The sequence below is a fragment of the Sphaerisporangium album genome (assembly GCF_003323745.1).
GTDB classification, from domain to species: Bacteria; Actinomycetota; Actinomycetes; order Streptosporangiales; family Streptosporangiaceae; genus Sphaerisporangium; species Sphaerisporangium album.
Genome location: NZ_QOIL01000020.1, coordinates 104,236 through 126,975, shown reverse-complemented (window position 1 = coordinate 126,975; position 22,740 = coordinate 104,236). Strand labels below are relative to the sequence as shown.

At 72.4% G+C, this 22,740-nt stretch carries 21 protein-coding genes; 13 read left to right on the top strand and 8 right to left on the bottom strand.

All coding sequences use genetic code 11. The features are described from left to right. The first annotated feature begins 96 nt into the window (after nucleotides 1-96). From DQ384_RS30150 to DQ384_RS30130, 5 genes are all read left to right on the top strand, one after another. Nucleotides 97-585 (top strand): SPW repeat protein, encoded by a 489-nt coding sequence (locus DQ384_RS30150; RefSeq protein ID WP_114032271.1) that lies wholly within the window; start codon nucleotides 97-99, stop codon nucleotides 583-585. 102 nt (nucleotides 586-687) lie between these two features. Next, the gene (locus tag DQ384_RS30145; RefSeq protein WP_245966883.1) at nucleotides 688-1,269 is read left to right on the top strand and encodes a hypothetical protein; all 582 of its coding nucleotides are present in this window, start codon (nucleotides 688-690) and stop codon (nucleotides 1,267-1,269) included. After that, complete coding sequence (locus DQ384_RS30140) at nucleotides 1,266-1,691, top strand: phage holin family protein (RefSeq protein WP_114032270.1); 426 nt, start codon at nucleotides 1,266-1,268, stop codon at nucleotides 1,689-1,691. Before DQ384_RS30145 ends, DQ384_RS30140 begins: the two co-directional genes overlap by 4 nt. Beyond that, nucleotides 1,688-2,320 carry a DUF3618 domain-containing protein gene (locus DQ384_RS30135; RefSeq protein WP_220183219.1) on the top strand — a complete coding sequence of 211 codons (633 nt, stop codon included), beginning with the start codon at nucleotides 1,688-1,690 and terminating at the stop codon, nucleotides 2,318-2,320. Before DQ384_RS30140 ends, DQ384_RS30135 begins: the two co-directional genes overlap by 4 nt. 224 nt (nucleotides 2,321-2,544) lie before the next feature. After that, nucleotides 2,545-3,519 (top strand): alpha/beta hydrolase fold domain-containing protein, encoded by a 975-nt coding sequence (locus DQ384_RS30130; protein WP_114032269.1) that lies wholly within the window; start codon nucleotides 2,545-2,547, stop codon nucleotides 3,517-3,519. A gap of 75 nt (nucleotides 3,520-3,594) precedes the next feature. Here the strand turns inward: DQ384_RS30130 and DQ384_RS30125 are convergent, their stop codons facing one another. Further along, nucleotides 3,595-4,458, bottom strand: coding sequence for an NAD(+)/NADH kinase (locus DQ384_RS30125; protein WP_114032314.1), 864 nt, complete (start codon nucleotides 4,456-4,458; stop codon nucleotides 3,595-3,597). A 452-nt stretch (nucleotides 4,459-4,910) separates the two neighbouring features. Here DQ384_RS30125 and DQ384_RS30120 point away from each other — a divergent pair, with 452 nt between their 5' ends. From DQ384_RS30120 to DQ384_RS30100, 5 genes are all read left to right on the top strand, one after another. Next, the gene (locus DQ384_RS30120) at nucleotides 4,911-5,243 is read left to right on the top strand and encodes a histone-like nucleoid-structuring protein Lsr2 (RefSeq protein ID WP_114032268.1); all 333 of its coding nucleotides are present in this window, start codon (nucleotides 4,911-4,913) and stop codon (nucleotides 5,241-5,243) included. A 1,056-nt stretch (nucleotides 5,244-6,299) separates the two neighbouring features. Beyond that, complete coding sequence (locus DQ384_RS43235) at nucleotides 6,300-6,719, top strand: hypothetical protein (protein ID WP_245966882.1); 420 nt, start codon at nucleotides 6,300-6,302, stop codon at nucleotides 6,717-6,719. Next, entirely contained in the window at nucleotides 6,716-7,891 is a 1,176-nt protein-coding gene (locus DQ384_RS30110) for a zinc-dependent alcohol dehydrogenase (RefSeq protein ID WP_114032266.1), read from the top strand. The genes DQ384_RS43235 and DQ384_RS30110 overlap by 4 nt, the downstream gene beginning before the upstream one ends. A gap of 134 nt (nucleotides 7,892-8,025) precedes the next feature. Next, entirely contained in the window at nucleotides 8,026-8,691 is a 666-nt protein-coding gene (locus DQ384_RS30105; protein WP_114032265.1) for a CBS domain-containing protein, read from the top strand. A 43-nt stretch (nucleotides 8,692-8,734) separates the two neighbouring features. Next, on the top strand, nucleotides 8,735-9,601 hold the full coding sequence (locus DQ384_RS30100) for a universal stress protein (protein ID WP_114032264.1): 867 nt from the start codon (nucleotides 8,735-8,737) through the stop codon (nucleotides 9,599-9,601). Here the strand turns inward: DQ384_RS30100 and DQ384_RS30095 are convergent. The 5 genes from DQ384_RS30095 to DQ384_RS30075 all read right to left on the bottom strand — a co-directional run bounded on the left by DQ384_RS30095 (nucleotide 9,592) and on the right by DQ384_RS30075 (nucleotide 14,826). After that, entirely contained in the window at nucleotides 9,592-11,298 is a 1,707-nt protein-coding gene (locus DQ384_RS30095; RefSeq protein ID WP_114032263.1) for a sensor histidine kinase, read from the bottom strand. The two genes, DQ384_RS30100 and DQ384_RS30095, sit on opposite strands and share 10 nt — an antisense overlap. A 106-nt stretch (nucleotides 11,299-11,404) precedes the next feature. Beyond that, nucleotides 11,405-12,055, bottom strand: a complete 651-nt coding sequence (locus DQ384_RS30090) for a response regulator transcription factor (RefSeq protein WP_114032262.1) — start codon at nucleotides 12,053-12,055, stop codon at nucleotides 11,405-11,407. 160 nt (nucleotides 12,056-12,215) lie between these two features. Then, nucleotides 12,216-12,638, bottom strand: a complete 423-nt coding sequence (locus DQ384_RS30085; RefSeq protein ID WP_114032261.1) for an Hsp20/alpha crystallin family protein — start codon at nucleotides 12,636-12,638, stop codon at nucleotides 12,216-12,218. A 240-nt stretch (nucleotides 12,639-12,878) separates the two neighbouring features. Next, nucleotides 12,879-13,145: a DUF1876 domain-containing protein gene (locus DQ384_RS30080; RefSeq protein WP_114032260.1), complete on the bottom strand. Its 267-nt coding sequence runs from the start codon at nucleotides 13,143-13,145 to the stop codon at nucleotides 12,879-12,881. Nucleotides 13,146-13,173: 28 nt separating this feature from the next. Further along, complete coding sequence (locus DQ384_RS30075) at nucleotides 13,174-14,826, bottom strand: bis-aminopropyl spermidine synthase family protein (RefSeq protein WP_114032259.1); 1,653 nt, start codon at nucleotides 14,824-14,826, stop codon at nucleotides 13,174-13,176. 138 nt (nucleotides 14,827-14,964) lie between these two features. Here DQ384_RS30075 and DQ384_RS30070 point away from each other — a divergent pair, with 138 nt between their 5' ends. From DQ384_RS30070 to DQ384_RS30060, 3 genes are all read left to right on the top strand, one after another. Continuing rightward, entirely contained in the window at nucleotides 14,965-15,579 is a 615-nt protein-coding gene (locus tag DQ384_RS30070) for a glycoside hydrolase family 25 protein (RefSeq protein ID WP_147268941.1), read from the top strand. 84 nt (nucleotides 15,580-15,663) lie between these two features. Then, nucleotides 15,664-17,631 carry a threonine--tRNA ligase gene (thrS, locus tag DQ384_RS30065; protein WP_114032257.1) on the top strand — a complete coding sequence of 656 codons (1,968 nt, stop codon included), beginning with the start codon at nucleotides 15,664-15,666 and terminating at the stop codon, nucleotides 17,629-17,631. A 253-nt stretch (nucleotides 17,632-17,884) separates the two neighbouring features. Then, entirely contained in the window at nucleotides 17,885-18,430 is a 546-nt protein-coding gene (locus DQ384_RS30060; RefSeq protein ID WP_425451529.1) for an HIT family protein, read from the top strand. 141 nt (nucleotides 18,431-18,571) lie between these two features. Here DQ384_RS30060 and DQ384_RS30055 read toward each other — a convergent pair whose 3' ends face one another. After that, nucleotides 18,572-20,743 carry an alkaline phosphatase family protein gene (locus DQ384_RS30055; RefSeq protein ID WP_147268940.1) on the bottom strand — a complete coding sequence of 724 codons (2,172 nt, stop codon included), beginning with the start codon at nucleotides 20,741-20,743 and terminating at the stop codon, nucleotides 18,572-18,574. A 280-nt stretch (nucleotides 20,744-21,023) separates the two neighbouring features. Beyond that, the gene (locus DQ384_RS30045) at nucleotides 21,024-22,616 is read right to left on the bottom strand and encodes a glycoside hydrolase family 10-like protein (protein ID WP_114032253.1); all 1,593 of its coding nucleotides are present in this window, start codon (nucleotides 22,614-22,616) and stop codon (nucleotides 21,024-21,026) included. Nucleotides 22,617-22,740 lie beyond the last annotated feature (124 nt).

Below are 22,740 nucleotides of genomic sequence, written 5' to 3'. Positions count from 1 at the left end.
CCGAAATATTTGCTCAGCCCTCCGTGACCTGCGATTTCCGCAGGGGTATGGCCACATTGATCCGTTCCGCGAAGGAAGTCGGAAGGCGGTGAGGTCATGACTAGACCGACCGGCCTGGAGGCGCATCCCGATATCGTCGCGATGCGAGCCAAGTACGAAAGGGCGGGGTCCAGCGCGGTCGCTCAGGTGATCGACGGGCTGACCCTGCTCGCGGGGCTCTATCTCGCGATATCGCCATGGGTGGTGGGCTTTTTCACAGGCCTGCCCCGGCTCTCGGTGAACAACCTGATCACCGGGCTGGTGGTGGCCGCCCTCGCCCTGGGGTTCGCGTCCGCGTACGGTCGCACGTACGGGCTGACCTGGATGCTGCCCATCCTGGGCATCTGGACGATCATCACCCCGTGGGTCATACGGTCGGCGACGACCGGATCCATCTGGAACAACGTCGTCACCGGAGCCGTCATCCTGCTCCTGGGACTCGGCGCCATGGCCGTGGGGAACCGCAAGATGCCCGGTGCCGGCACACACATGACCGGCGGCGGCATGACCGGCGGCATGCCGGGCGGCAGGACCCACCGGGGGTGAGCCGGCGTGATCCGGGTGTGGCGGCGCGTCCGCCACACCCGTGGCACGGGGGCCGCGCGTGAGCGGCCCGTTTGCCGCCCGGCTCATGGGTATGGGGTCGATGTGACCGTCGAACTGCGCGAGAGCAACCCCGCCGAGCCGGGAATCCGCCGCAGGCGCCGGGGGCGCGGCTTCAGCTATGAGTGGGCCGGCACCGCCGGGCGACGCCAGTACCGCTACCACGACGTGTGGCGCGAGGAACAGGACCGCGCGAAGTTCGACCGGGTGTGCGAGATGGCGCGGCGGCTCCCCGCGTTCCGGGACCGCGTCGCCAAGGACCTGGAGGGCAGGCGGCTCACCCGTGAGCGGGTGCTGGCCGCCGCCGCGCGCATGCTGGACATCGGCTTCTTCCGGGTGGGCGGGGAGGAATACGACTCCTACGGCCTGGCGACGCTCCGCATGGAGCACGTCAGATGCGAGAAGGGCATGGTCAGCTGCGTCTACCCGGCCAAGGGCGGCAAGATCCGGGAGGTGGAGATCATCGACGCGGACGTGTGCCGGGTGATCACCGCGCTGCACCGGACCGGCGAGGAAGGTGACCTGCTGCGCTACACCGACGGCTCGGACTCCCACGGCGGCGTGGAGCGGGCGGTCATCGCGCTGTTGCGCCGCACCCCGCCGAGCACAGAAAGGGAAACGCCATGACCGACCTGAAGGAAGCCCGGCCCGTCACCAACCCGTACACGACGCTCTCGACCGCCGAGCTGATCAAGCACCTGTCCGAGGACGTGTCCCGGCTCGTGCGCGACGAGATCAGGCTGGCGTCCCTGGAGCTCGGCCGCAAGGGCAAGCGCGCCGGCCTCGGCGCGGGCCTGTTCGGCGGCGCAGGGGTGATGGCGCTGTACGGCGGCGGCGCGCTGGTCGCCACGGCGATCCTGGCGCTCGCGCTCGTGCTCCCCGGGTGGCTCGCCGCCCTCATCGTGGGGGTCGCGCTGCTGATCGTGGCCGCCATGATGGCGTTGATCGGCAAGCAGCAGATGAGCAGGGCCACGCCGCCCCTCCCCGAGGAGGCCATCAGAAGCCTGAAGGCCGATGTCGACGTCCTGAAGGAGAGTGCGCACCGATGACCGAACACGACCCGATCGGGGCCCCGTACCGTCCCACGGCCGGAGAGGTGGGCCTGCACCGGCAGGAGCCGGGCACGGCCAACCTCGACTCCATGGGCCAGTCGCTGAACGTCCCGCAGGTGCACGCGCCGCCGAAGCCGTACGTCAAGCCCGTGGTCAGCCATGGCAGGGGCGACCCCCTCGCCGGGCTGTCGGAGTCGTCGCTCGGGCCCCGCCCGGAGGCGCCGCCCGAGCATCCGCACCAGGAGTACGCCCACCATCCGCCGGTCCACTGGTCGGAGGAGGACCGGCTGCGCGACGAGATCTACCGAACCCGGGAGGAACTGGGTCTCACCGTCGAGGCCCTCGCGCAGAAGGTCGACGTCAAGGCGCGGGCGCGGCGGACCATGGCCGCGACCAGGCAGAAGGCGTCCGGTATGGCCGACCGGCTGCGCGGCGCCAACGCGGAGAGGGCGGGCACGGCCGCGATGCCCGGAACGGTGAAGAGCGTCGCCTACCGGGTCACCGACGAGGCCAGGCGCCGCCCCGCAGTGCTGATCGCCGTCGGCGCGGCCACCATGATCGGAGTGGGCTGGGTGAACCTGACGCGGCGGCGCCCGCCCGCGGGCCTGAGACGCCGTTATCGGTGAGTTCCAGAAGCGGCGCCGGGGGCGCGGAATCCCCGGCGCCGCCGCCATGAAGCGGCCCAGGTAGCTCAAGACGAGGAAAACAGCAGGTCATCGATGGCATGTCGCCGTTGGCGGCGCCTCGTGACGGGCACAGGTCCGGGTGTACCGCCCGTCACGTCGCGGTGACGGCGGCGCGCGGCCCGGGGGCCCGCGCGGCCGCGCCGCCTTTTCATGAGGTGAGTGACATGCCGCTTCACCCCAACATCGACCCCGAGCTCGCCGAGGGCCTGGAACAGGCGTTCCTGCCGCCGGTCGACCTCGCCCGGATGTCGCCGCGGGACCTGCCGGGCGTGCGCGGCCGCATGCGCGCCTCCTTCACCGCCATGCCGCCCGCCGCCGTGCCGGGTGTCGAGATCGAGGACCGCACGGTACCGGGGCCGGACGGCGACCCCGACGTGCGGGTGCGCGTCTACCGCCCGGCCGGGCGCGGGGGGCCGCTGCCGGTCCTGTACTGGATGCACGGCGGCGGCATGGTGCTCGGCATGGTCGAGATGGACGACGCCGTCCTGTCGCGCTACGTCCGCGACGTCGGCTGCGTCGTGGTGTCGGTCGAGTACCGGCTGGCCCCCGAGCACCCGCATCCGGCGCCCGTCGAGGACTGCTACGCCGGCCTGATGTGGACGGTGAAGAACGCGGGCGAGCTCGGCGTCGACCCCGACCGCGTCGCCGTCGGAGGTTCCAGCGCCGGGGGCGGCCTCGCGGCGGGGACCGTGCTGCTCGCCCGCGACCGGGGAGGGCCGTCGGTGTCCTTCCAGTTCCTGCTCTCGCCCATGCTCGACGACCGCAACGAAACCCCCTCCAGCCGGGAGTTCGACGAGGCCGTCATGTGGAGCCGGGGGGAGAACATCTTCGGGTGGACGGCGCTGCTGGGGGAGGCCGTCGGGACCGCGGCCGTGCCGGCGTACGCGGCGCCCGCACGCGCCGCCGACCTGTCGGGGCTGCCGCCGTGCTACATCGACGTCGGCGAGCTGGAGGTCTTCCGCGACGAGTGCGCCGACTACGCCCAGAGGCTGGCGCGGGCGGGCGTCTCGACGGAGTTCCACCTGTTCCCGGGCGCCTTCCACGGCTTCGACGCCCTACTGCCCGACGCCGGGGTCAGCGTGCGCGCGGTCGCGGGACGGGTGGCCGCGCTGCGCCGGGCGCTGACCGGCCGGGGCTGAGCGGCCCGGGGGCCGAGGGGGCGGCAGTGAGCGGTCCGGGGCTGAGCGGTCCGGGCTGAGGGGCGCGCCCGCCCCTCACTCGACCTCGGCGCTGCCGCTGACCCGCAGCTTGCGCCGCGCGCGCTCGTAGAAGGTGGTCGTGCCGAGCCGCACGACATGACCGGCGGCGCGCACGGCGCCCACGGTCACGCGGTCGCCCGCGGTGAGGTGCCCGTGCACCGCGCCGTCGACCTCGACGGCGAGCTCCCCGCTCGACGGCAGCAGTTCCAGCACGACGTGCTCGTCGGCCGAGAGCACAAGGGCCCGGCTGAACGAGGAGTGCGCCGCCGACGGCACGACCAGGAAGCCCTCGACCAGCGGGGACACGATCGGCCCGCCGGCCGAGAAGTTGTAGGCGGTCGACCCGGTGGACGTCGCCACGATCACCGCGTCGGAGGAGTAGCGCACGAACGGGTGGCCCTCGACGGAGATCGACACGGCCGCCAGGCGGTCGCCGGGGATGCGCACCAGCGCGATGTCGTTGAACGCCGTGACCGCCATGCCACCGGGCAGGGACGCCCGCACCGCCATGCGCGGCTCGACGGTGAACCGGTGGTCGTCGATCGCCGACAGCGCCGGGGGCAGGTCGTCGACGTCGATCTCGGCGAGGAAGCCCAGCCTGCCGAGGTTGACGCCGAGCACGGGGGTGGAGCGCCCGGTGAGCAGGCGCATCGTGCGCAGCATCGTGCCGTCGCCGCCCAGGCTGACCAGCAGGTCGGCGCGGTCGACCAGCGCGTGGGCGTCGACCGCCTGTGCGCTGCAGTCGATGCGGCCGACCTCGTCGGGCAGGCCGAGCACCGTGACCTCCCTGGCGCGAGCCCACTCGACGATGGTGTCGATGGCCTCCTTGGAGTCGCGCTGGGGGTGCAGCACCAGCCCGACGGTCTTGACCATGCCCATGAGGCCACTGTACGGGTCCGCGAGCGGCATGGAACGCCGGCGGACGGGGCGCTCACCTACGATGGAGGGCGCAGGCCGGACTTTCGCGAGCAGGTGCCACGAACGGGCCGCGCGAGCCCCGCACTGTCCGGAAGCGGTCATTATCTGAGGGCCGAACACCCTTTCCGGCCCCTGCCTCTTGACGCGAGGACGCTCACCTCGGCCGCGATCCGTGTAGTCGGCGATGCCCCGGCGCGCCGTCGGGCGTGGTCCGGGCACCAATTTTCCGAGGCCGGAGCCGCCCCGCGGCCTCGTCACGCGCTGGTAGGCGCTCTGATAATCGGCCCGCCGCCTGAAACGGCTAAGTTACGTCAAGGGTCCGCCAATGCATCGCCCTGTTCTCTGAGTGGGATGCGGGGGAAACCGGGTATATTCTTGAGGTGTCAAACTAAGCCCTGTGAAAGGAGTGGGAGATGGCCACACAGATCCAGACGCTACTCATCGACGACCTGGAAGGCGGCGAAGCAAAAGAGACCGTGTCCTTCGCGATTGACGGCACGAGCTACGAGATCGATCTGAACGACAAAAACGCCAGGAATCTCCGCGAGGCCCTTACGCCTTTCGTCTCCAGCGCCCGCCGGGCCGAGGGCACGCCCGCCCGGGGCCGGAAGCGCGGCGCCGCCCAGCGTCCCTCTCGCGACAAAAGCTCCGAGATCCGGGCTTGGGCCAAGGCGCGTGGGCTGAACGTCAGCGAGCGGGGGCGGATCGCCTCCCACATCGTGGCCCAGTACGAAGCGGCACAGTGAATGATTAACCCCGCACACCGTCATTAGCCATCCGGCGAGCATGTGATCCTCCACCGGGTACATGTCTCGCGGGCCGCCTTTGTGCGGCCGTGCTCACGTCGGGCGATGGCCGCCGAGGCAACGAGGCGGCCGAGCGCGGCTCTCGCTCTCCGCGGCCGGCCACCCTTCTGGCCTGCGGGGTTGCGATGCTCCGGGTGAGGGCGCCCGGGGTGATCTTCCGCCATGTAGTGCTGACTTCACCGAATTTGTCGTGATGAGCACTTTTCCTTACCTGGCCGGTGTGTTACCACGCCGGCCGCCGATCTCCGTGTAGTTCCCGGAAAACATGAGCGGGCATCGCGCATCGGCGCGGTCCGCTGTTTCCCTCGCATAACGCCCGCCGCGCCGGGCGATCACGTGTTCACAAGAGGTTCCCGGCGCCGGTCGCGGCGTATGCGGGGAGGTCCATCCAGAAATCATGGAGGCGGTGCGGTACTTGACGGGCGGGCGGATGTACGCCAGTATCGGGCCCCCTGCCCCGTGCACTCGCCGACATGAGCCGGCATGGCCGTGCGCCGGTGGCCGAGTTCGGCCGAAGGGCGCCCACGCCGCCTGATCCGCAATCTAATGGCCGTCCGAGTAGCCGATTGTCCGGTTCATTTCGCTGGACCGCAACAATCATGCCCTCCGGGGACCGCCGGCGTGACCGGTACCGGCCATTCGCCGGGGGCCGACGTGCCCGCCAATGCTGGACGCCGCATGTCAGAACGATAAGTCAATGCCCTTGAGGGAGCGTTTTGGGCTGTTCCGGCTCTCCTCTACCGCGAATCCCGGGCGACCCTTTGTGACCTTGTGTAAGCGGTGTATGTCGGTATGTCGTATCTTTCTCGCTCCTATAAGCGATAGGAGATGGCCGCTACCGGTCAAGGGGTTGTCAACTCCTCCCCAAGTGCTCTGGGGCTGACGTAGCGGCGGATCGGGATGGGTAGCGATCCCAGCAGTTGTCCCATCAAGGGGGGGAGGGGCATGAATCGTGCTGTTTTGGGGGCGGTGACCGTCGGCGGTATCGGAGTGGGCGTGACGCGATGGCTCACCTCGCGCCGCACCAAGGCCCGGGCCGTCCGCGAGGCCGGCCGGTGGATGATGGTGACGATCAACCGCGACCCGGACGAGGTCGTGCCGGACGGCCGCCTGCCCGAGCCCCTGGCACGGCTCGGCGACACCATCGAGGTGCAGGTCCGCGAGGCGCCGGGCGGCCGGGGGACCGAGCTCGGCGCGAGGCCGCTGAGGCCGGTGCCCGCCGGGGTCGGCGAGGTCCTGGCGCGCCTGGAGGGCGAGGACCCGCGCCAGGCCGTACGCCGGGCCCTGCGCCAGGCGAAGTGCCTGATCGAGACGGGGGAGGTGCTGCGCCCCGACGAGCAGCCCGATCGGCCCACGCCCACCGGGCGGATCGTGGATCTCGCCGCCCAGCGCGCCGGTGGGGAGGGACGGCTGTGAAGGCACTGTGCTGGCAGGGCGTGAACGAGCTCACGGTCGAGCGTGTCCCCGACCCGCGCATCCTCAACGCCCAGGACGCGATCGTCAAGGTCCTGCTGACCACCACCTGCGGATCCGACCTGCACCTGCTCGGCGGCTACATCCCGTCCATGCGCGCCGGCGACGTGATCGGCCACGAGTTCCTCGGCCAGATCGTCGAGGTCGGCTCGGAGGTCCGCCGCCACAAGGTGGACGACCGGGTTGTCGTGTGCTCGATCATCGGCTGCGGCCGGTGCTGGCACTGCGAGCACGACATGTGGTCCCTGTGCGAGAACAGCAACGTCAAGCCCGCCCTCACCGAGATGATGTGGGGCAGCGACCCCGCCGGCATCTTCGGCTACTCCCATGCCCTGGGCGGATACCGCGGCAGCCACGCCGAGTACGTCCGCGTCCCGTTCGTGGACTACGGCGCGTTCTCGGTGCCCGACGGCGTCGACGACATGAACGCCCTGTTCGCCTCCGACGCCGCCCCCACCGGGTGGATGGGCGCGGACCTAGGCGGGGTGCGTCCCGGAGACGTCGTCGCGGTGTGGGGCTGCGGCGGGGTCGGCCAGATGGCGGCGCGGGCCGCGATCCTGCTCGGCGCCGATCGCGTCATCGCCATCGACAAGTACCCCGAGCGCCTGGCGATGACCGAGCGCCACATCGGGGCCGAGACCATCGACTACACCCGCACCGACGTCATCGCCGAGCTCAAGGAACGCACCGGCGGGCGCGGACCGGACGTCTGCATCGAGGCCGTCGGCCTGGAGGCCGACGCCACCGGCCCGCAGAGGGTTTACGACAAGGCCAAGCAGCGGCTCGGCCTGGAGCTCGACCGCCCGTTCGCGGTGCGGGAGGCCGTCTACGCCTGCCGCAAGGGCGGATCGGTGTTCGTGCTCGGCGTCTTCGCCGGGCTCGTCGACAAGTTCCCGCTCGGCGCGATCATGAACAAGGGGCTCACCCTCCGGGGGGCGCAGCAGCACGGGCAGCGCTACATCCCGAGGCTGCTCGACCTTATGGACAAGGGAGAGCTGCGCACGGCACACCTCGCCACGCACACGATGACGCTGGACGAGGCGCCGCGGGGCTACGACCTGTTCAAGAACAAGAAGGACGGCTGCGTGCGGGCGGTCTTCCGCCCCTGGGCGTAGGGGGTCGCCGGGCGTGCTGCGCTGAGAAGCCCGGCGGCCGAGCCGAAGGTCCCCACGGCCCGGGACCTTCGGCGCTGACGGTGCCCCCGCTCCCGGCGAGATGCTCGAACCAGGGGCGAGCCGGGGAGGCGGCGATGGTCATGCGTGTCGGGGACGTCATGGGCAGGGTGGCCATCGCCGTGCGTCCGGAGACGTCGTTCGCCGACCTTGTCGCGACCATGCGCCGCTTCAAGGTGGGCGCGGTGGCGGTGATCGACGCCGACCGCAGGCCGGTGGGGATGGTCTCGGCCCACGACCTGCTGCTCAAGGAGATCGAGGAGCCCGGCCACCGCAGGGTGTTCGAGGGCCGCGCGCGCCGCGCGGAGCGGGCGAAGGCCGCCGGCGGCACGGCCGGCCAGCTCATGACCACGCCCCCGATCACCGTCACCGGGCGGACGACGGTCAGGGAGGCGGCCCGGATCATGCACGACCACCACGTCCGGCAGCTCCCCGTGGTCGGCGAGGACGGGAAGATCGTCGGCACCGTTCACCAGTCCGACCTGCTCAAGGTCTTCGCCCGCCCGCCCGAGGAGGTCCGCGCCGACGTCGAGGCCGCGCTCGCGCGGGCGGGCGTCGACCCGCGCGCGCTGACGGCCGCGATCGAGCCCGGCCTGGTGTCGCTGCGCGGCATGGTGCCGAGGCGCTCGCAGATCGCGGCGGTGGTCGACGGCGTGCGGGCGGTCGACGGCGTGATCGAGGTCGACGACCGGCTGTCCTACGAGACCGACGACCTCGTCACCGTTCCTCCTCTCTACCTGTGACGGATCTACATGTGACGGATCCGAGACGCGCCGGAGGTGTGCCATGTCCGGAACGATCGTCGTCGGCATCGACGGCTCGCCGTCGGCGGCGGCGGCCGTGGACTGGGCCACCGACGAGGCCCGGCGCTCGGGGGCCGGGCTGAGGATCGTCCACGTGCGCGAGCCCTGGTCGTACCAGCTCCCGCCCCGGGCGGGCGCCCGCGACCCGGACTCCCTGACGGAGTTCTGGCAGGGCGCGCTCGCCGCCGCCGTCGACCGGGTGCGCGGCCATGCCCCCGGCGTCGACGTGAGCGCGGCCCTGGTCGTCGGGGCGGCCGCCGAGAGGCTCGCCACCGAGTCGGAGGGGGCCGACGAGCTGATCCTCGGCAGCAAGGGGCTCGGCGGCCTGCCGGGGATGGTGCTGGGCTCGGTGGGACGCTCGGTCGCGGGGCGCGCCGAGGGCCCGGTCATCGTCGTGCGCCGTTCCGGCCCCGCCCGGCACGGCGCGGTCGTCGTCGGCTTCGACGGATCGGAGGAGTCCGAGGCCGCCCTGGAGTTCGCCCTCGCGCAGGCGCGGGCGCGGCGGGCGCGCGCGCACGTCGTGTACGCCTGGCACACCCCGCCCTTCACGCCGTACGCCAACGTCTGCGCGGGCGGGGTGCAAGAGGCGCTCGCCGAGGAGTCCGCGCGGGTCCGCCTGCGGCTGGCGCCCTGGCAGGAACGCTACCCGGATGTGCGCATGACCGGCACGGCCGTCCGCGGGCACCCGGTCCCGGCCCTCGCGGACGCCTCCCGGGACGCCGACCTGGTCGTCGTCGGGTCCCCGCCCGCGGGGCCGCCCGGCTCGGCGTTCGCGGGCTCGGTCGGGCAGGGCGTCCTGCGCCACGCCCGCTGCCCCGTCGCGATCGTCCGCCCGCGCCGTCACGCCTGAGGATCCAATGGGATCCGCCAGGTCACGCGGGTGCCGGCCGGCGCCGCGGGGTGGACCTCGAAGGTGCCGCCGAGCTGGGCGGCGCGGCCGGCGAGGTTGCGCAGGCCGCTACGGCGGCCCTCCGGCGGCAGGCCGACCCCGTTGTCCTCGACGACGAGCGTGAGCCGGTGGTCCCGGACCTCCACCGCGACCTCGGCGCAGGAGGCGCGGGCGTGCCTGACCACGTTGGAGAGCGCCTCGCGCAGCACCGCCAGCAGGTGCTCGGCCTGTTCCGCCGAGACCTCGGTGTCGATCAGGCCCTCCATGCGTAGTCCTGGCATGAAGCCGAGATGGCCGCGCGCCGCCTCCACCAGCTCCACGACGCGGGCGCGCAGCGTCGTGGCGGGCTCGTCGGGAGGGGTCTGCAACGCGAAGATCGTCGAGCGGATCTGGCGGATCGTGCCGTCCAGCTCGTCGATGGCGTGCTGGATCCGCGAGGACGCCTCGGGACGTTCCACCAGCCGTACCGCGCTCATCAACGTCATGGCGACGGCGAACAGCCGCTGGATGACCACGTCGTGCAGGTCCTTGGCGATGCGGTCGCGGTCCTCGAGCAGGCCGAGCCGCTCGGCGTCCTCGCGGGCCTCGGCCAGTTCGAGCGCGATGGACGCCTGCCCGGCGAAGGAGTGCAGCATGCGCACATGTGAGCGGCTGAACGGGACGCGGCCCGACCGTTTGCCCAGGGACAGCACGCCGCGCACCACTCCGGCGGCGCCGAGCGGCACGGCGACGGCGGGGCCGATCCGCAGCTCGCCGGAGATCACCGCCGGGATCTCCCAGTCGGCGAGGTCGGTGACCACGACGGGCTCGCCGCCCGTGAAGGCGCGGCCGGACAACGAATCGGCGACGACCACCTCGACGGCGGTGACGTCCTCGACGGCCACCCCGTCGGCGATCGTGACCCGCAGCTTCTCGCCCCCGGCGGCCGGCAGCAGCACGACGGCGACGTCCGCGCCGGCCATCTCGCGGGCACGGCGGGCCAGCAGCGTCAGCACGTCGCGCGAGTCGGCCCCCGACAGCAGGCTGGTGGTGACCTCGGAGGACGCCTGCAGCCAGGCCTCGCGCCTGCGGGTCTCCTCGTACATGCGGGCGTTCTCGATCGCGACCCCGGCCGCGGTGGCCAGGGCGATCATGATGGCCTCGTCCTCCTCCTCGAACGCGCCGCCGCCGCGCTTCTCGGTGAGGTAGAGGATGCCGAAGGCCTCGCCGCGGACGCGGATCGGCACGCCGAGGAACGAGCCCATCGGCGGGTGGCCGGGCGGGAAACCGTAGGACTCGGGGTGGTCGGCGATGTGGTGCAGCCGCAGGGGGCTCGGCTCCTTGATCAGCAGCCCGAGCAGGCCGAGGCCGTGCGGCCAGTGCTCGATCCTGGCGATCCGGTCCTCGGACAGGCCCACGGGGACGAACTGGATCAGCGTGTCGCCCTCGCCGATGACGCCGAGGGCGCCGTAGGTCGCGTCGACGAGGGTGGTGGCGGTCTCCACGATGCGGCGCAGCACGGTTTCGAGATCCAGGTCGCTGCCCACCGCCACGACCGCGTCGAGCAGGGCGTGCACCCGGTCGCGGGTCGCGAGCACCGCGTCGAGCCGGACCTGGAGCTCCGACAGCAGTTCGTCGAGGCGCATATGCGGCATCAACGAACGCGGCTGGACCGCCATACAAGGAGTCTCCCACGCCACGACCCACCCGAATCCGGATGAAAGCGGCGCATGGGACATTTGCGTATGGATCGGGACAAGCTTGACCGCCGCCGTGCTCCCGGGCTCACCCGGCCCCGTCGCGGCGGCCCGACCTGAGGCGGGCGGCCAGGGCAGCCGCCTGCGTGCGGCGCTGCATGTCCAGCTTGGCCAGCAGGTTCGACACGTAGTTCTTGACCGTCTTCTCCGCCAGGAACAGCCGCTCGCCGATCTGCCGGTTGGTCAGCCCCTCGCCGATCAGCTCGAGGATGTGCCGCTCCTGCCCGGTCAGCGACGCCAGCGGATCCCGCGCGGTGGCCTGGTCGCGCAGGTGGCGGAGCATGGAGGCGGTGCTCTGCGGGTCCAGCAGCGACTGGCCCGACGCGACCGTCCGTACGGCGCCGACCAGATCGGACCCGTGGATCTGCTTGAGGACGTACCCCGCCGCGCCCGCCATGATCGCGTCCAACAGCGCCTCGTCGTCGGCGAAGGAGGTCAGCATCAGGCACGCCAGCCCCGGCGTCCGCGAGCGGACCTCCCGGCAGACCTCGATCCCGCTGCCGTCGGGCAGGCGCACGTCCACGACGGCGACGTCCGGCCTGAGCGCCGGGATGCGGGCCACGGCCTGCTCGGCCGTCCCCGCCTCACCGGCGATCTCGATGTCGCCCTCCGCCGTCAGCAGGGCCGCCACGCCGCGCCGGACCACCTCGTGGTCGTCCACCAGGAACACGCGGATCATAGACGGACGGTAACCGGCCGCGATGCTCCCGGCCAGGGCCGAAGGTCCCGGCCGTGCTCGTGTCGTTCGGACGGGGCCGCGGCCGGTGCGGGTGAAGCCGGCACAGATCGGCACGGATCGGCACGGATCGGCGCGGAGCCCGCCGTCGTTCGTGGCGCCGCTACCCCTGCTTCTCGATCGGCACCCGCTGGGCCTGCGGCTGGTCCTCGCTGAGCGGGATGTCCACCTCCAGGATGCCGTCGTGGTACACGGCCTTGACATGCTGCTCGTCGGCGTTCGGCGGCAGCGAGATCGACCGGCTGAACTCCCCGTACACGAACTCGGTACGGTGCGGCTCCGACCGCTCCTCCCTGCGCTCGCCGTGCACGGTGAGCACGCCGTTGTCCACCGTGACCTCGACGTCGCTCTCGGGGTCGATCCCCGGCAGTTCGGCGCGGACGATGTAGTGACCGTCCTTCACCGTGTCCTCGAACCGGACCATGCGCCCGCCGGTGTACGACCTGCTGCCGGAGAACGGTGCCTCCAGCCAGTCCAGCAGATCGGGTACCAGGCCTCGTGGCTCGCGGCGCGTTGGCACAGACATGGGAAACCTCCCTGGCTCGTCGGGTCGCTCACCTCCATCTGACGCCGGGCGGGGGCTCCCGGTGGAGGGGCCGTAGGTCCCGAACGCCCGGGCCCTTCGGCCCCACCGGTCCGGCGCGAGGCCCCGGGGCCGGCCCCGCTCACACTCGGCCTGCCGAGTCGGCCCCGCCTGCCCGGCCTCGCTGCTCGGCCCTGCCCGCTCAGACTTGCCGCTCGGCCCTGCCCGCTCAGCCTTGTCTGCTCAGCCTTGTCTGCTCTGGCCGGCCAGCTGGGCGACGTCGTCGGCCGCGTCGCCGGTCAGCTTGTCGGCGAGGTCGGCCAGCGCGCGGCCGGCGGCCAGTTCGTCGCCGATCTCCGGTACGGGCCGGTCGGCGGGGTTGCGCCGCGCGTACCCGACGCTCTCGTGCCGCCTGCCCGTGCGGGTGATGAGGACGGCCCGGGCCCTGGTGAGGTCGTCGTTGTCGTCCTCGAGGATGTGGATCTCCACCGTCCACTGCTTGTGGCGCATGACGCCACCTCCCTGCGGTGTTCCTTCCTCAACCATCTCTCAGGGGGCGCACGGGCTCGACGCCGCCCCGGGCGTCGTCTCGCGCGTGGTCCCGGCCGTCCCGGGCGTCCCCGTCCGCGTGCTCCTGGGCGGCGAGGCGCAGCGATCGGGCGACCGCTTCCGGCAACGCGCGCAGGCGGTGCTCGGGCAGTTCCAGCAGGGTGACGTCGGCGGCCCAGGGCGCCACCTCGTCGACGATCGCCCGCGCCCCCTTCTTGGTGAGATGGCCGTGGGCCCGGATCAGCCCCTCCCGCCAGACGTTGGCGAGGCGGCCGTGCGCGTTGTCCAGCAGGGCGCGCAGCAGGCGGTCCTCCGGGGCGGCCGGGGGCGGCAGCCGCACGGCGTCGGCGACCCCGCCCTCGGCCGTGATCGCGTACAGGGCGGACAGCGCGCCGAGGCCCGGCGCGGGGCTCTCGGCCAGGACGCGGACGTGGCGGGCGCGCGTGGCCAGCAGCAGGCGGGGGAGCGCGGCGCCGAGGCCGGCCGGCACGGCGATCGCCACCCGTGCCGGGGACGAGGCGTACGGCTTGGCGAGCCAGGTGGACAGGCGGGCTCTCGGAAGCCGGGACGCCACGTCCTTCGGCCAGTCGCCCACCAGCACCTCGAACTCCTCGCCCGAGGGCCCGGAGTTCAGGAGGGACGCGGCGTCCGGGGCCGCGGACGGGCGCGCCTCGACCGACTGCGGACCCTGGGTGTAGATGGCGGTGCCGTAGCCCTCCACCCTGGCGGCGACGGCAGGGCGGGTCCTGGTGGTGGGGCGCAGGACGTACAGGTCGGCGGCCGAGCCGATGGCCTCCGCGCCGGAGTACCTATTGAAGTCCGGATATATGGCCTCAAAGGCGAGGTTGAGGTCGAAGAGGGACCGCTGCACCTTCAGCGCCAGCATGGGCGTCCGCTCGCTCGCCCCGTACGCCAGCAGCACCCGCCCGTGCTCCGGATCGCGCAGCCCCTCGACGGCCCGCGCCACGAACAGCCCGACGCCCTCCGGCGTGTACGGCGGGTCGGTGATCGCCAGGTCGGCCTGCTCGCGGGCCGACGGCGGCAGGCCGAGGCGCAGGTCGGCCCAGCGGGTGCGCACGTCCAGCCCCAGCGACCCCGCGCGGTCGTCGATGTAGGCGAGGATGCGGTCGTCCACGTCCACCACCGTCACCTCGACGCCCGGGTGGATCATCGCGACCGCCAGCGACGTCAGGTCGTGGTCGCCCACGCACAGCAGCCGCGCGCCGGGCAGCCAGAACCGCGCGCCCAGCAGGAGCGCCCGGCGCACGACCGTCTCCGGCGTCGCGGACACGTGGTCCAGGACGTGACGGCCGCGGGGACCGCCCGCGACCAGCTCGGCCATGCGCTCCACCATGCCGGCGTGCCCGGGGAGCAGGTGCGCGACGGGGTCGGCGGGGGCGTCGCCCGGCGGCTCGCCGTACGCGCGCGCCCGCTCGGGGGGTAGCCGGAACCGCTCACCGGACCGCTGCGGCCCCACCTCCCGCAGGAGGGCCTCGACCGCCCGCCGGGAGGTCGCCGTCTCGCGGACCAGATCGGCCAGAGTCCACCACCCGCCGTCGGACAGCAGCGCCAGCACCGCGCGCAGCCGGCGCGCGTCCACCCCCGCCTCGGCCAGCAGCCTGCTCACTCCGTCGGGCTCCATGCGGCAACCCTATCGGCGGCCCGCGACGGCCCCGTCGAGTCGCGGACGCTCGCGACCGGCGGGCGTGTCCCGCACCGGCCGAGGGCCATCCTGTGGCTAAAATCCCCCGGGGCGACCGACGGGGGGAGTGTGGCCCTGATGCTGCACGGCATAGACGTTTCCAACTGGCAGGGGGCCGTCGACTGGGCGGACCACGCCATCGACGGCGTCGACTTCGGCTTCGCCAAGGCCACCGAGGGCACCGGCTTCACCGACAAGTGGTTCGCCCGCAACTGGGCGGCGATGCGCGAGAACTGGATGGTCTGCGGGGCCTACCACTTCGGGCATCCGAAGGGCGACCCGGACGACCAGGTCCGCCACTTCCTGGACGTGATCGACATGGCGGGCGGGCTGCGCCGGGGCGACCTGATCGCCCTGGACCTGGAACGCTCCGCGCACCTGCCGCCGCACGAGGTCGCCGCGTTCGCCCGGCGCTGGTGCCGCGTGATGACCTTGGTCACCGGCGTGCGGCCGATCATCTACACCTTCCTGTCCTTCGCCAGGAAGGGCTACTGCCACGGGCTGGAGGACTACCCGCTGTGGATCGCGGCGCCCAGCCACCCCAAGGGACGCCCGGCCGTGCCGCCGCCCTGGAACCGGTGGACCATCCACCAGTACTCCCACGGCCGCATCGACCGCAACGTCTTCCGGGGCGACCGCGCCCAGCTCACCGCCCTCGGCTTCCAGCCCGACGACGGCCGCGGCAAGGCGTAGGCGGCGGCGAAAATCGACGGCGGTTCCCGGTAGCATCGGCACGACAACGGAGAAACCAGAACCCGCGAATTCCTTGGAGTCATCGTGCCTGCCGCCCTGGAGATACGCATCACCCTCGCCGGAGCCGAGCGTGTGGTCGCGGGCGGCACGACGGCGGGCGAGGCGCTGGAGGCCGACGGCCGTGCGATCGTCGCGGCCACGATCAACGGGCAGCCGCGCGACCTGGCCGCCGAGGTCGCCGACGGCGACGTCGTCGAGCCCATCACGATCGACAGCGAGGAGGGCCGCGCCATCCTGCGCCACTCCACCGCGCACGTGATGGCGCAGGCGGTGCAGGAGATCTTCCCGGACGCCCGGCTCGGCATCGGCCCGCCCGTCGAGAACGGCTTCTACTACGACTTCGACGTCGAGCACCCCTTCACACCCGACGATCTCAAGCGCATCGAGAAGCGCATGCGCGAGATCGTCAAGCAGGGGCAGGTCTTCTCCCGGCGCGCCGTCTCCGACGAGGCCGCCCGCGACGAGCTCGCCGCCGAGCCGTACAAGCTGGAGCTGATCGGGCTCAAGGGCGGCGCCGCCGACGAAGAGAGCGTCGAGGTCGGCGGTGACCAGCTCACCATCTACGACAACCTCGACCCCAAGTCCGGCGAGCTCTGCTGGAAGGACCTGTGCCGGGGGCCGCACCTGCCCTCCACCCGGGCCATCCCCGCGTTCAAGCTCATGCGCTCCGGGGGCGCCTACTGGCGGGGCAGTGAGAAGAACCCCCAGCTCCAGCGCATCTACGGCACCGCCTGGGAGTCCCGCGAGAAGCAGGACGACTACCTCCACCTGCTGGAGGAAGCCGAGAAGCGCGACCACCGCAAGCTGGGCGCCGAGCTCGACCTGTTCTCGTTCCCGACCGAGCTCGGCTCGGGGCTCGCGGTCTTCCACCCCAAGGGCGGCGTGGTCCGCCGCCTCATGGAGGACTACTCCCGGCGCAGGCACGAGGAGGCCGGGTACTCCTTCGTGAACACGCCGCACATCACCAAGGAGAACCTGTACCAGATCTCCGGCCACCTGGACTGGTACGCCGACGGCATGTTCCCGCCCATGGAGCTGGAGGGCGCGCGCTACTACCTCAAGCCCATGAACTGCCCGATGCACAACCTGATCTTCCGCTCGCGCGGGCGGTCCTACCGCGAGCTGCCGCTGCGGCTGTTCGAGTTCGGCAGCGTCTACCGCTACGAGAAGTCCGGCGTGGTGCACGGCCTCACCCGCGTGCGCGGCATGACGCAGGACGACGCGCACATCTACTGCACCCGCGACCAGATGCAGGACGAGCTGAAGAGCCTGCTGCGGTTCGTGCTCGGGCTCCTGCGCGACTACGGCCTCGACGACTTCTACCTGGAGCTGTCCACCCGCAACCCGGAGAAGTCCATCGGCAGCGACGAGGTCTGGGAGGAGGCCACCGAGGCGCTGCGGGTCGCGGCCCAGGCCGAGAACCTGGATCTCGTCCTCGACCCGGCGGGCGCGGCCTTCTACGGCCCCAAGATCTCCGTTCAGGCCAGGGACGCGATCGGCCGCACCTGGCAGATGTCCACGATCCAGGTCGACCTGAACCTGCCCGAGCGATTCGAGCTGGAGTTCCAGGGCGCCGACGGGTCGCGGCAGCGGCCGGTCATGATCCACCGCGCACTGTTCGGGTCGATCGAGCGGTTCTTCGGCGTCCTCGTCGAGCACTACGCCGGCGCGTTCCCTCCGTGGCTCGCGCCCGTGCAGGTGATCGGCATCCCGATCTCCGACGCCCACGTCCCCTACCTCAACGACGTCGCCAAGCGGCTGCGTGAGCGGGGCATCCGCGTCGAGGTCGACTCGTCGGCCGACCGTATGCAGAAGAAGATCCGCAACGCCCAGAAGGCCAAGGTGCCGTACATGCTCCTCGCCGGAGACGAGGACATCGCCGCCGGCGCGGTCTCCTTCCGCTACCGCAACGGCGACCAGAAGAACGGCATCCCCCTCGAAGAGGCCATCACCGAGATCACCACCGCCGTGGAGAACCGCCTCCAGGTCTGACCCGCCCCGGCCCCCGGCCCCGCACATCCCACCAGGCCACGACCGGGCGTGCGGGGCGGACGGCCTGGCAGCGCCGGGTGCGCCGTGTTCCCCGTGGCCTCCTGTTCGTGAACGGAGGGGATGGTCCGCGTGCTCGCCGGGTCGGGTGGGTGCCTGGGCTTGGCAACGCGCCGGGATGGAGGGCCTACCGCCGGTGGGGCCGCGCACGATCCCGGCGGGCGGCACGGTGGCGGGTCGGCCTATGCTGCAAGGCATGCAGGAGCCCATTGAGCAGTCCGGTGCCGGAGAACCCGACAACTTCCAGCGTCTGTGGACCCCGCACCGGATGGCCTACGTCAAAGGGGAGAACAAGCCGACCGGCACGGGGCCGGGCGACGGCTGCCCGTTCTGCGAGATCCCGAAGATGAGCGACCAGGAGGGGCTGATCGTGGCCCGTGGCTCCAGCGTGTTCGCCGTGCTCAATCTTTACCCGTACAACTCCGGCCACATGATGGTCTGCCCGTACCGCCACGTCGCCGACTACGCCGACCTCGACGACGCCGAGACCGTCGAGCTGGCCGACTTCACCAAGCGCGCGATGCTCTCGCTGCGCAAGGCGAGCGGCGCCCAGGGCTTCAACGTGGGCATGAACCTCGGCCACGTCGCCGGCGCCGGCATCGCGGGCCACCTCCACCAGCACGTCGTCCCCCGCTGGGGCGGTGACACGAACTTCATGCCGGTGGTGGGCCACACCAAGGTCCTCCCGCAGCTTCTGCAGGACACCCGCGAGTTGCTCGCCGACGCCTGGCCCGCCGCCTGACCTGCTGCGGGACGCCCGGGCCGCGGCCGCGTCCGTTCACCGGTGCGTCCGGGGCCGGGCCGGCGAGGCGGTGGCCCGGTTGCTCGTCGCGTGCGCAGGATCAGGCGGACCGCTCCGGCGGCCGGGTGGGTGACCGGCCGGTCAGCTGGTGGGTAACGGACGGAGGACGGGGGCGGGCGTGGCCGGGGGAGCGGGGGCCAGGGCGGCGATGCCCGCGGAGAGGACCAAGGGGACGGCCAGGGCGAGGGCCATGGAGAGGACGGCCGCGCCGGAGTCGTTGACCAGCATGCCCACCACACCGCTGACCAGGGTGCCGATCAGACCCGCGCGCAGCATCGGGGCGCGTTCGAAGGCCACGGGCAGCACGCCGGCGCTGGCGGCCCCCGGGCGCAGCAGCGCGAAGACCAGGAAGGCGAAGGCCGCGAGCACGATCGGCATGAGGTTCGGCGAGAGAAGCGTGCTGAGCATGGCGCCCAGCTTCCTCATGATCACCGGCAGGAAGGTGCCGTCGATCACCTGACCGGCGAACCGCCCGAGGTGGGTCTGCGACCCGGGAGGCCGCAGGTGGTCCAGGTAGGCGATGCCCATCACCAGCACCCCGCCGGCCACGCAGAAGGCCCCCAGCTTGACGATCGAGACGCGCTTGCCCGCCACCAGCAGCGCGGTCACCGCGATGCCCGGCACGAAGGCGATGACCCCGCCGAAGTCGCTGCCGACCCCCGGCCAGCCGTCGAGGATCATGGCGAAGCCGCCGAGGGCCGCCACGAGCGCGACCGCGGCGGGCCGGCGGCCCACCCGGACGAGCCTGTCGGCGACCGCCGTGGCCACCAGGAGCACCGCGGTGGCGAGCAGGGCGAAGGGGATGTTGCCGAGCCCGTAGTAACGGGCTCCGACGACGCCGGTGTAGCCCATGACGCTGTCGAGCTGCAACGGCGTGCCCGTCAGCAGGTCGGCGAGGAGCACCGCGGCCGTGACGGCCGCCACCACCGAGGACGGGCCGAGCACGCCGGCCGCTCGCGGCCGGCCCCGCAGGCGCGACCACAGGGCCGGGAGGGTGAGCGCCAGCACGGTCAGCGTGCCCGCGCAGACCAGGACGCCGGCGACCAGCGCCGGCGCGGGCGCCTCGGCGGCGTCCCACGGCGTGAGGTTGATCAGATAGGTCGAGACGGGGACCGAGGCCAGCGCCAGGGCGGCGACGCGCACGGACTCCAGCCCGCGGCGGCGGCGCAGCAGGAGGAACGCCACGGCGTAGAACGCCACCTGGAGCACGGCGAGCGCCGTGAAGAACAGACCGCCGATCGAGCGGATGGTCTGGCCCGCGACGTCGGCCCGCCGCAGCGACGTCGTGCCGTCCTGCAGGGAGGCCGCGCTGCTCGGCGCCCACGGGACGCCGATGACGGTCGGGGGGACGGCCACGCCGGCGGCGGTGAGCATGGTGGCCGTGACGTCCGGGAGGATGACCATGTCGTCGCGGTGGGTGGAGGCGGCTCCGAGGAGACGGCCCTGCGCGCCCGGCGCGCGCCACATGGCGACGCGCAGATGCGGCTCGGACCCGTGGTCGGACAGGCCCGCGACGGCCACGGAGGTGTCCGCCGGGAGGAGGGAGAGCACCGCGCCCGCCTTGGCGTCCGCCGCCTTCAGCGCGGCCTTGCGCTGGGCGGGAGACAGCTTCTCGGGCACGTCGGCGACCCGGTCGGCCTGGATGTAGGGACGGATCAGATCATCGACGTCCACGGCGAGCACGCGGCAGGCCGACCAGTCGGTGACCTTGTCGGGCGAGGGCGCGTAGCGGTCGACCCGGCCGGAGCGGTCGGCGAGTGCCAGCACCGCGCCGGGGCCCACCGCCGAGGTGCACTGACCCGCCGCGTGGACCGCCTCGCCGAGCGCCCCGGCGTCCTCGACGTCGCGGACCGTCCAGAGCCAGTTGAAGTCGGGGATGACCGCGCCCGCGTCCCGCCGCTCAAGGGCGGGCGGGAAACCGCACCGGGAGCCGACCGACGCGCGGACCCCGGCGGAGACGGTCAGCCAGCCGTCGTACGGGCAGGTCACCCTGCCGACGGCGCGGACCGACAGCGACCCGAGCGCGCTCTGGCCCGCCAGCCGCCAGAGGTTCGGGGTGTCGGTGGCGTTCACGTCGTGCCAGTGAAGGCCCGGCACGCCGATCAGGGCCACCCGGGCCGGGGAGTCAGCCCGCGTCGGAGAGCCTGCCCGCGCCGGGGAGTCCGCCCGCGCCGGGGAGTCCGCCCGTGCGGCGGCGGGGGCCATGAGCAGCCCCAACATCATCACGGCCAACGCGCCGAGCGCCCGCCTCACCGATGACCTCCCATGATCGTCTTCCCGTGAGCCTTTGGAACCGTACGGGAAAGCCGGCCGTCCGGTCCAGGAGACGGCCGGATGCCCGGGCGGCGGGCCGGGCCATAGGCCGATGGCACCCGCCGGGGCGTCCGCGGGTCCCACAGTAGACCGCCCGGCCACCCGCGACGTCCACGCGGACGGGATCTGTGGAAAACCCGCGCCACCCGGGCGGGACCTGTGGAGAACCGGGTCCACGGGCGATGTCGAGCCGGCCCGCCGATCGGTCCGGCGACCGGGGTCAGGGGAGGACGGCGGTGGTGGGGGCGCTTTCGTTGGTCAGCCGGTCCAGGGCGGTGACCAGGTAGGTGCCGCCGGCCTTGACCGGGTACGACTGCTCGGGGGCGTCCGTGGCGGGGACCACCGCGAGCAGGTTGCGCGCGTCGGCGGTGGCGCACGGGTCGGGCGCGGCGCCGGCCACACGGTAGACGGCGTACGCGCGGGCCCCGGCCGAGGGCTTCCAGACCAGCGTGTCGCCCGACCGGCGCAGCCCCGTGGGCGCGGCGGGGGCGGCGCCGCCACGCGCCTCCACCAGCGGCAGAAGGGCGGGCCGCGGGTAGTGGTCCTTCACGATCTTGTCCAGCACGCCGAGCGGGTTCCTGCCGAGCTGGGCCGCGCTGAAGTACACGTCCCCCCGGACCTCGGGGTACCTGCGGTTGAGCGCCAGGTGGGCGGGCAGCTCGCCGGACTTGGTCCAGGCCGGCGAGTCCTTGGTGCCGACCCGGTACAGCGCCTGCCCGATGTACAGGTGAACGCCGGTCCCTTTGACCGCGTCCGCCCACCAGGGCACCAGCTTGGCGTAGTCCGCGGCGGCGAACCCGCGCGGCCAGTAGAGCTGGGGCATGACGTAGTCGACCGACCGGGCCTTGATCCAGGCGCGCGCGTCGGCGTAGATGGCGTCGTAGGCCGACAGGCCCTTGGTGTCGGAGCCGGTGGGGTCGTTGGACTTGTTGCGCCAGATGCCGAACGGGCTGATGCCGAACTTGACGTACGGCTTGGCCGCGTGGACGGCCTGGCCGACCTCGGCGACGAGCTTGTTCACGTTGGCGCGCCGCCAGGCCGCCAGCGACCTGCCGTTGCCGTACTTTGTAAAGGCGGCGGCGTCGCCGAACTTCGTCCCCTTGCCGGGATACGGGTAGAAGTAGTCGTCGAAGTGCACGCCGTCGATGTCGTACCGCCGCACGACGTCCGTGACGACCTGCGTCGTGTAGGCGCGCACCTCCGGCAGGCCGGGGTTGTAGTACAGCTTGCCCTCGTGCCTGACCACCCAGTCGGGGTGCACCCGCGCGGGGTGGGTCGCCGGCAGCTTGGACAGATTGTCCTTGTCGGACGCCCGGTAGGGGTTGAACCAGGCGTGGAACTCCAGTCCGCGCCGGTGCGCCTCGGCGATCAGGAAGGGCAGCGGCTCCCAGCCGGGGTCCTTGCCCGCGGTGCCGGTGAGCCACTGCGACCAGGGCTCGAAGGGGGACTTGTAGATCGCGTCCGAGGCCGGGCGGACCTGCACGAACACCGCGTTGAAGTTGCGCCTGACGGCCTCGTCCAGGATGCGGGTGTACTCGGCCTGCTGCCGCTCGGGGGTGAGGCCGGTCTTCGACGGCCAGTCGACGTTGTGGACGGTCGCGATCCACACGCCCCGGAGCTGACGCTTGGGGAACTTGGCGCTCACCTCGCACGCCTCCGCGGACACCTTGCCCGAGGCCCGGCTTCCCGAGGCGGGCGCGCGCCGGGTCTCGCTGTCCGCGGGGGCGGCGCCGGGGCCGAAGAAGTAGGCGAGGCCGGTGGTGACCACCGCGATGGCGGCGGCCGCCGCCAGAGGCCGATGTCCGTTTCGCATGAGACAGCAGTCTGGCATCGGCAAAGAGATGGTAAGGCCGGATAAAAGAAATCGTCTTGTGATGTGATCGTGATCACAGGGGCTCGCGTGGCATGTGTGACCACTGTGATCGCGGACCACCGCC

Coding starts and splice junctions, on each gene's coding strand:
- DQ384_RS30150 (WP_114032271.1), top strand. CDS start 97: ATGACTAGACCGACCGGCCTGGAGGCGCATCCCGATATCGTCGCGATG.
- DQ384_RS30140 (WP_114032270.1), top strand. CDS start 1,266: ATGACCGACCTGAAGGAAGCCCGGCCCGTCACCAACCCGTACACGACG.
- DQ384_RS30135 (WP_220183219.1), top strand. CDS start 1,688: ATGACCGAACACGACCCGATCGGGGCCCCGTACCGTCCCACGGCCGGA.
- DQ384_RS30130 (WP_114032269.1), top strand. CDS start 2,545: ATGCCGCTTCACCCCAACATCGACCCCGAGCTCGCCGAGGGCCTGGAA.
- DQ384_RS30125 (WP_114032314.1), bottom strand. CDS start 4,458: ATGGGCATGGTCAAGACCGTCGGGCTGGTGCTGCACCCCCAGCGCGAC.
- DQ384_RS30120 (WP_114032268.1), top strand. CDS start 4,911: ATGGCCACACAGATCCAGACGCTACTCATCGACGACCTGGAAGGCGGC.
- DQ384_RS30105 (WP_114032265.1), top strand. CDS start 8,026: ATGGTCATGCGTGTCGGGGACGTCATGGGCAGGGTGGCCATCGCCGTG.
- DQ384_RS30100 (WP_114032264.1), top strand. CDS start 8,735: ATGTCCGGAACGATCGTCGTCGGCATCGACGGCTCGCCGTCGGCGGCG.
- DQ384_RS30095 (WP_114032263.1), bottom strand. CDS start 11,298: ATGGCGGTCCAGCCGCGTTCGTTGATGCCGCATATGCGCCTCGACGAA.
- DQ384_RS30090 (WP_114032262.1), bottom strand. CDS start 12,055: ATGATCCGCGTGTTCCTGGTGGACGACCACGAGGTGGTCCGGCGCGGC.
- DQ384_RS30085 (WP_114032261.1), bottom strand. CDS start 12,638: ATGTCTGTGCCAACGCGCCGCGAGCCACGAGGCCTGGTACCCGATCTG.
- DQ384_RS30080 (WP_114032260.1), bottom strand. CDS start 13,145: ATGCGCCACAAGCAGTGGACGGTGGAGATCCACATCCTCGAGGACGAC.
- DQ384_RS30075 (WP_114032259.1), bottom strand. CDS start 14,826: ATGGAGCCCGACGGAGTGAGCAGGCTGCTGGCCGAGGCGGGGGTGGAC.
- DQ384_RS30070 (WP_147268941.1), top strand. CDS start 14,965: ATGCTGCACGGCATAGACGTTTCCAACTGGCAGGGGGCCGTCGACTGG.
- DQ384_RS30060 (WP_425451529.1), top strand. CDS start 17,885: ATGCAGGAGCCCATTGAGCAGTCCGGTGCCGGAGAACCCGACAACTTC.
- DQ384_RS30045 (WP_114032253.1), bottom strand. CDS start 22,616: ATGCGAAACGGACATCGGCCTCTGGCGGCGGCCGCCGCCATCGCGGTG.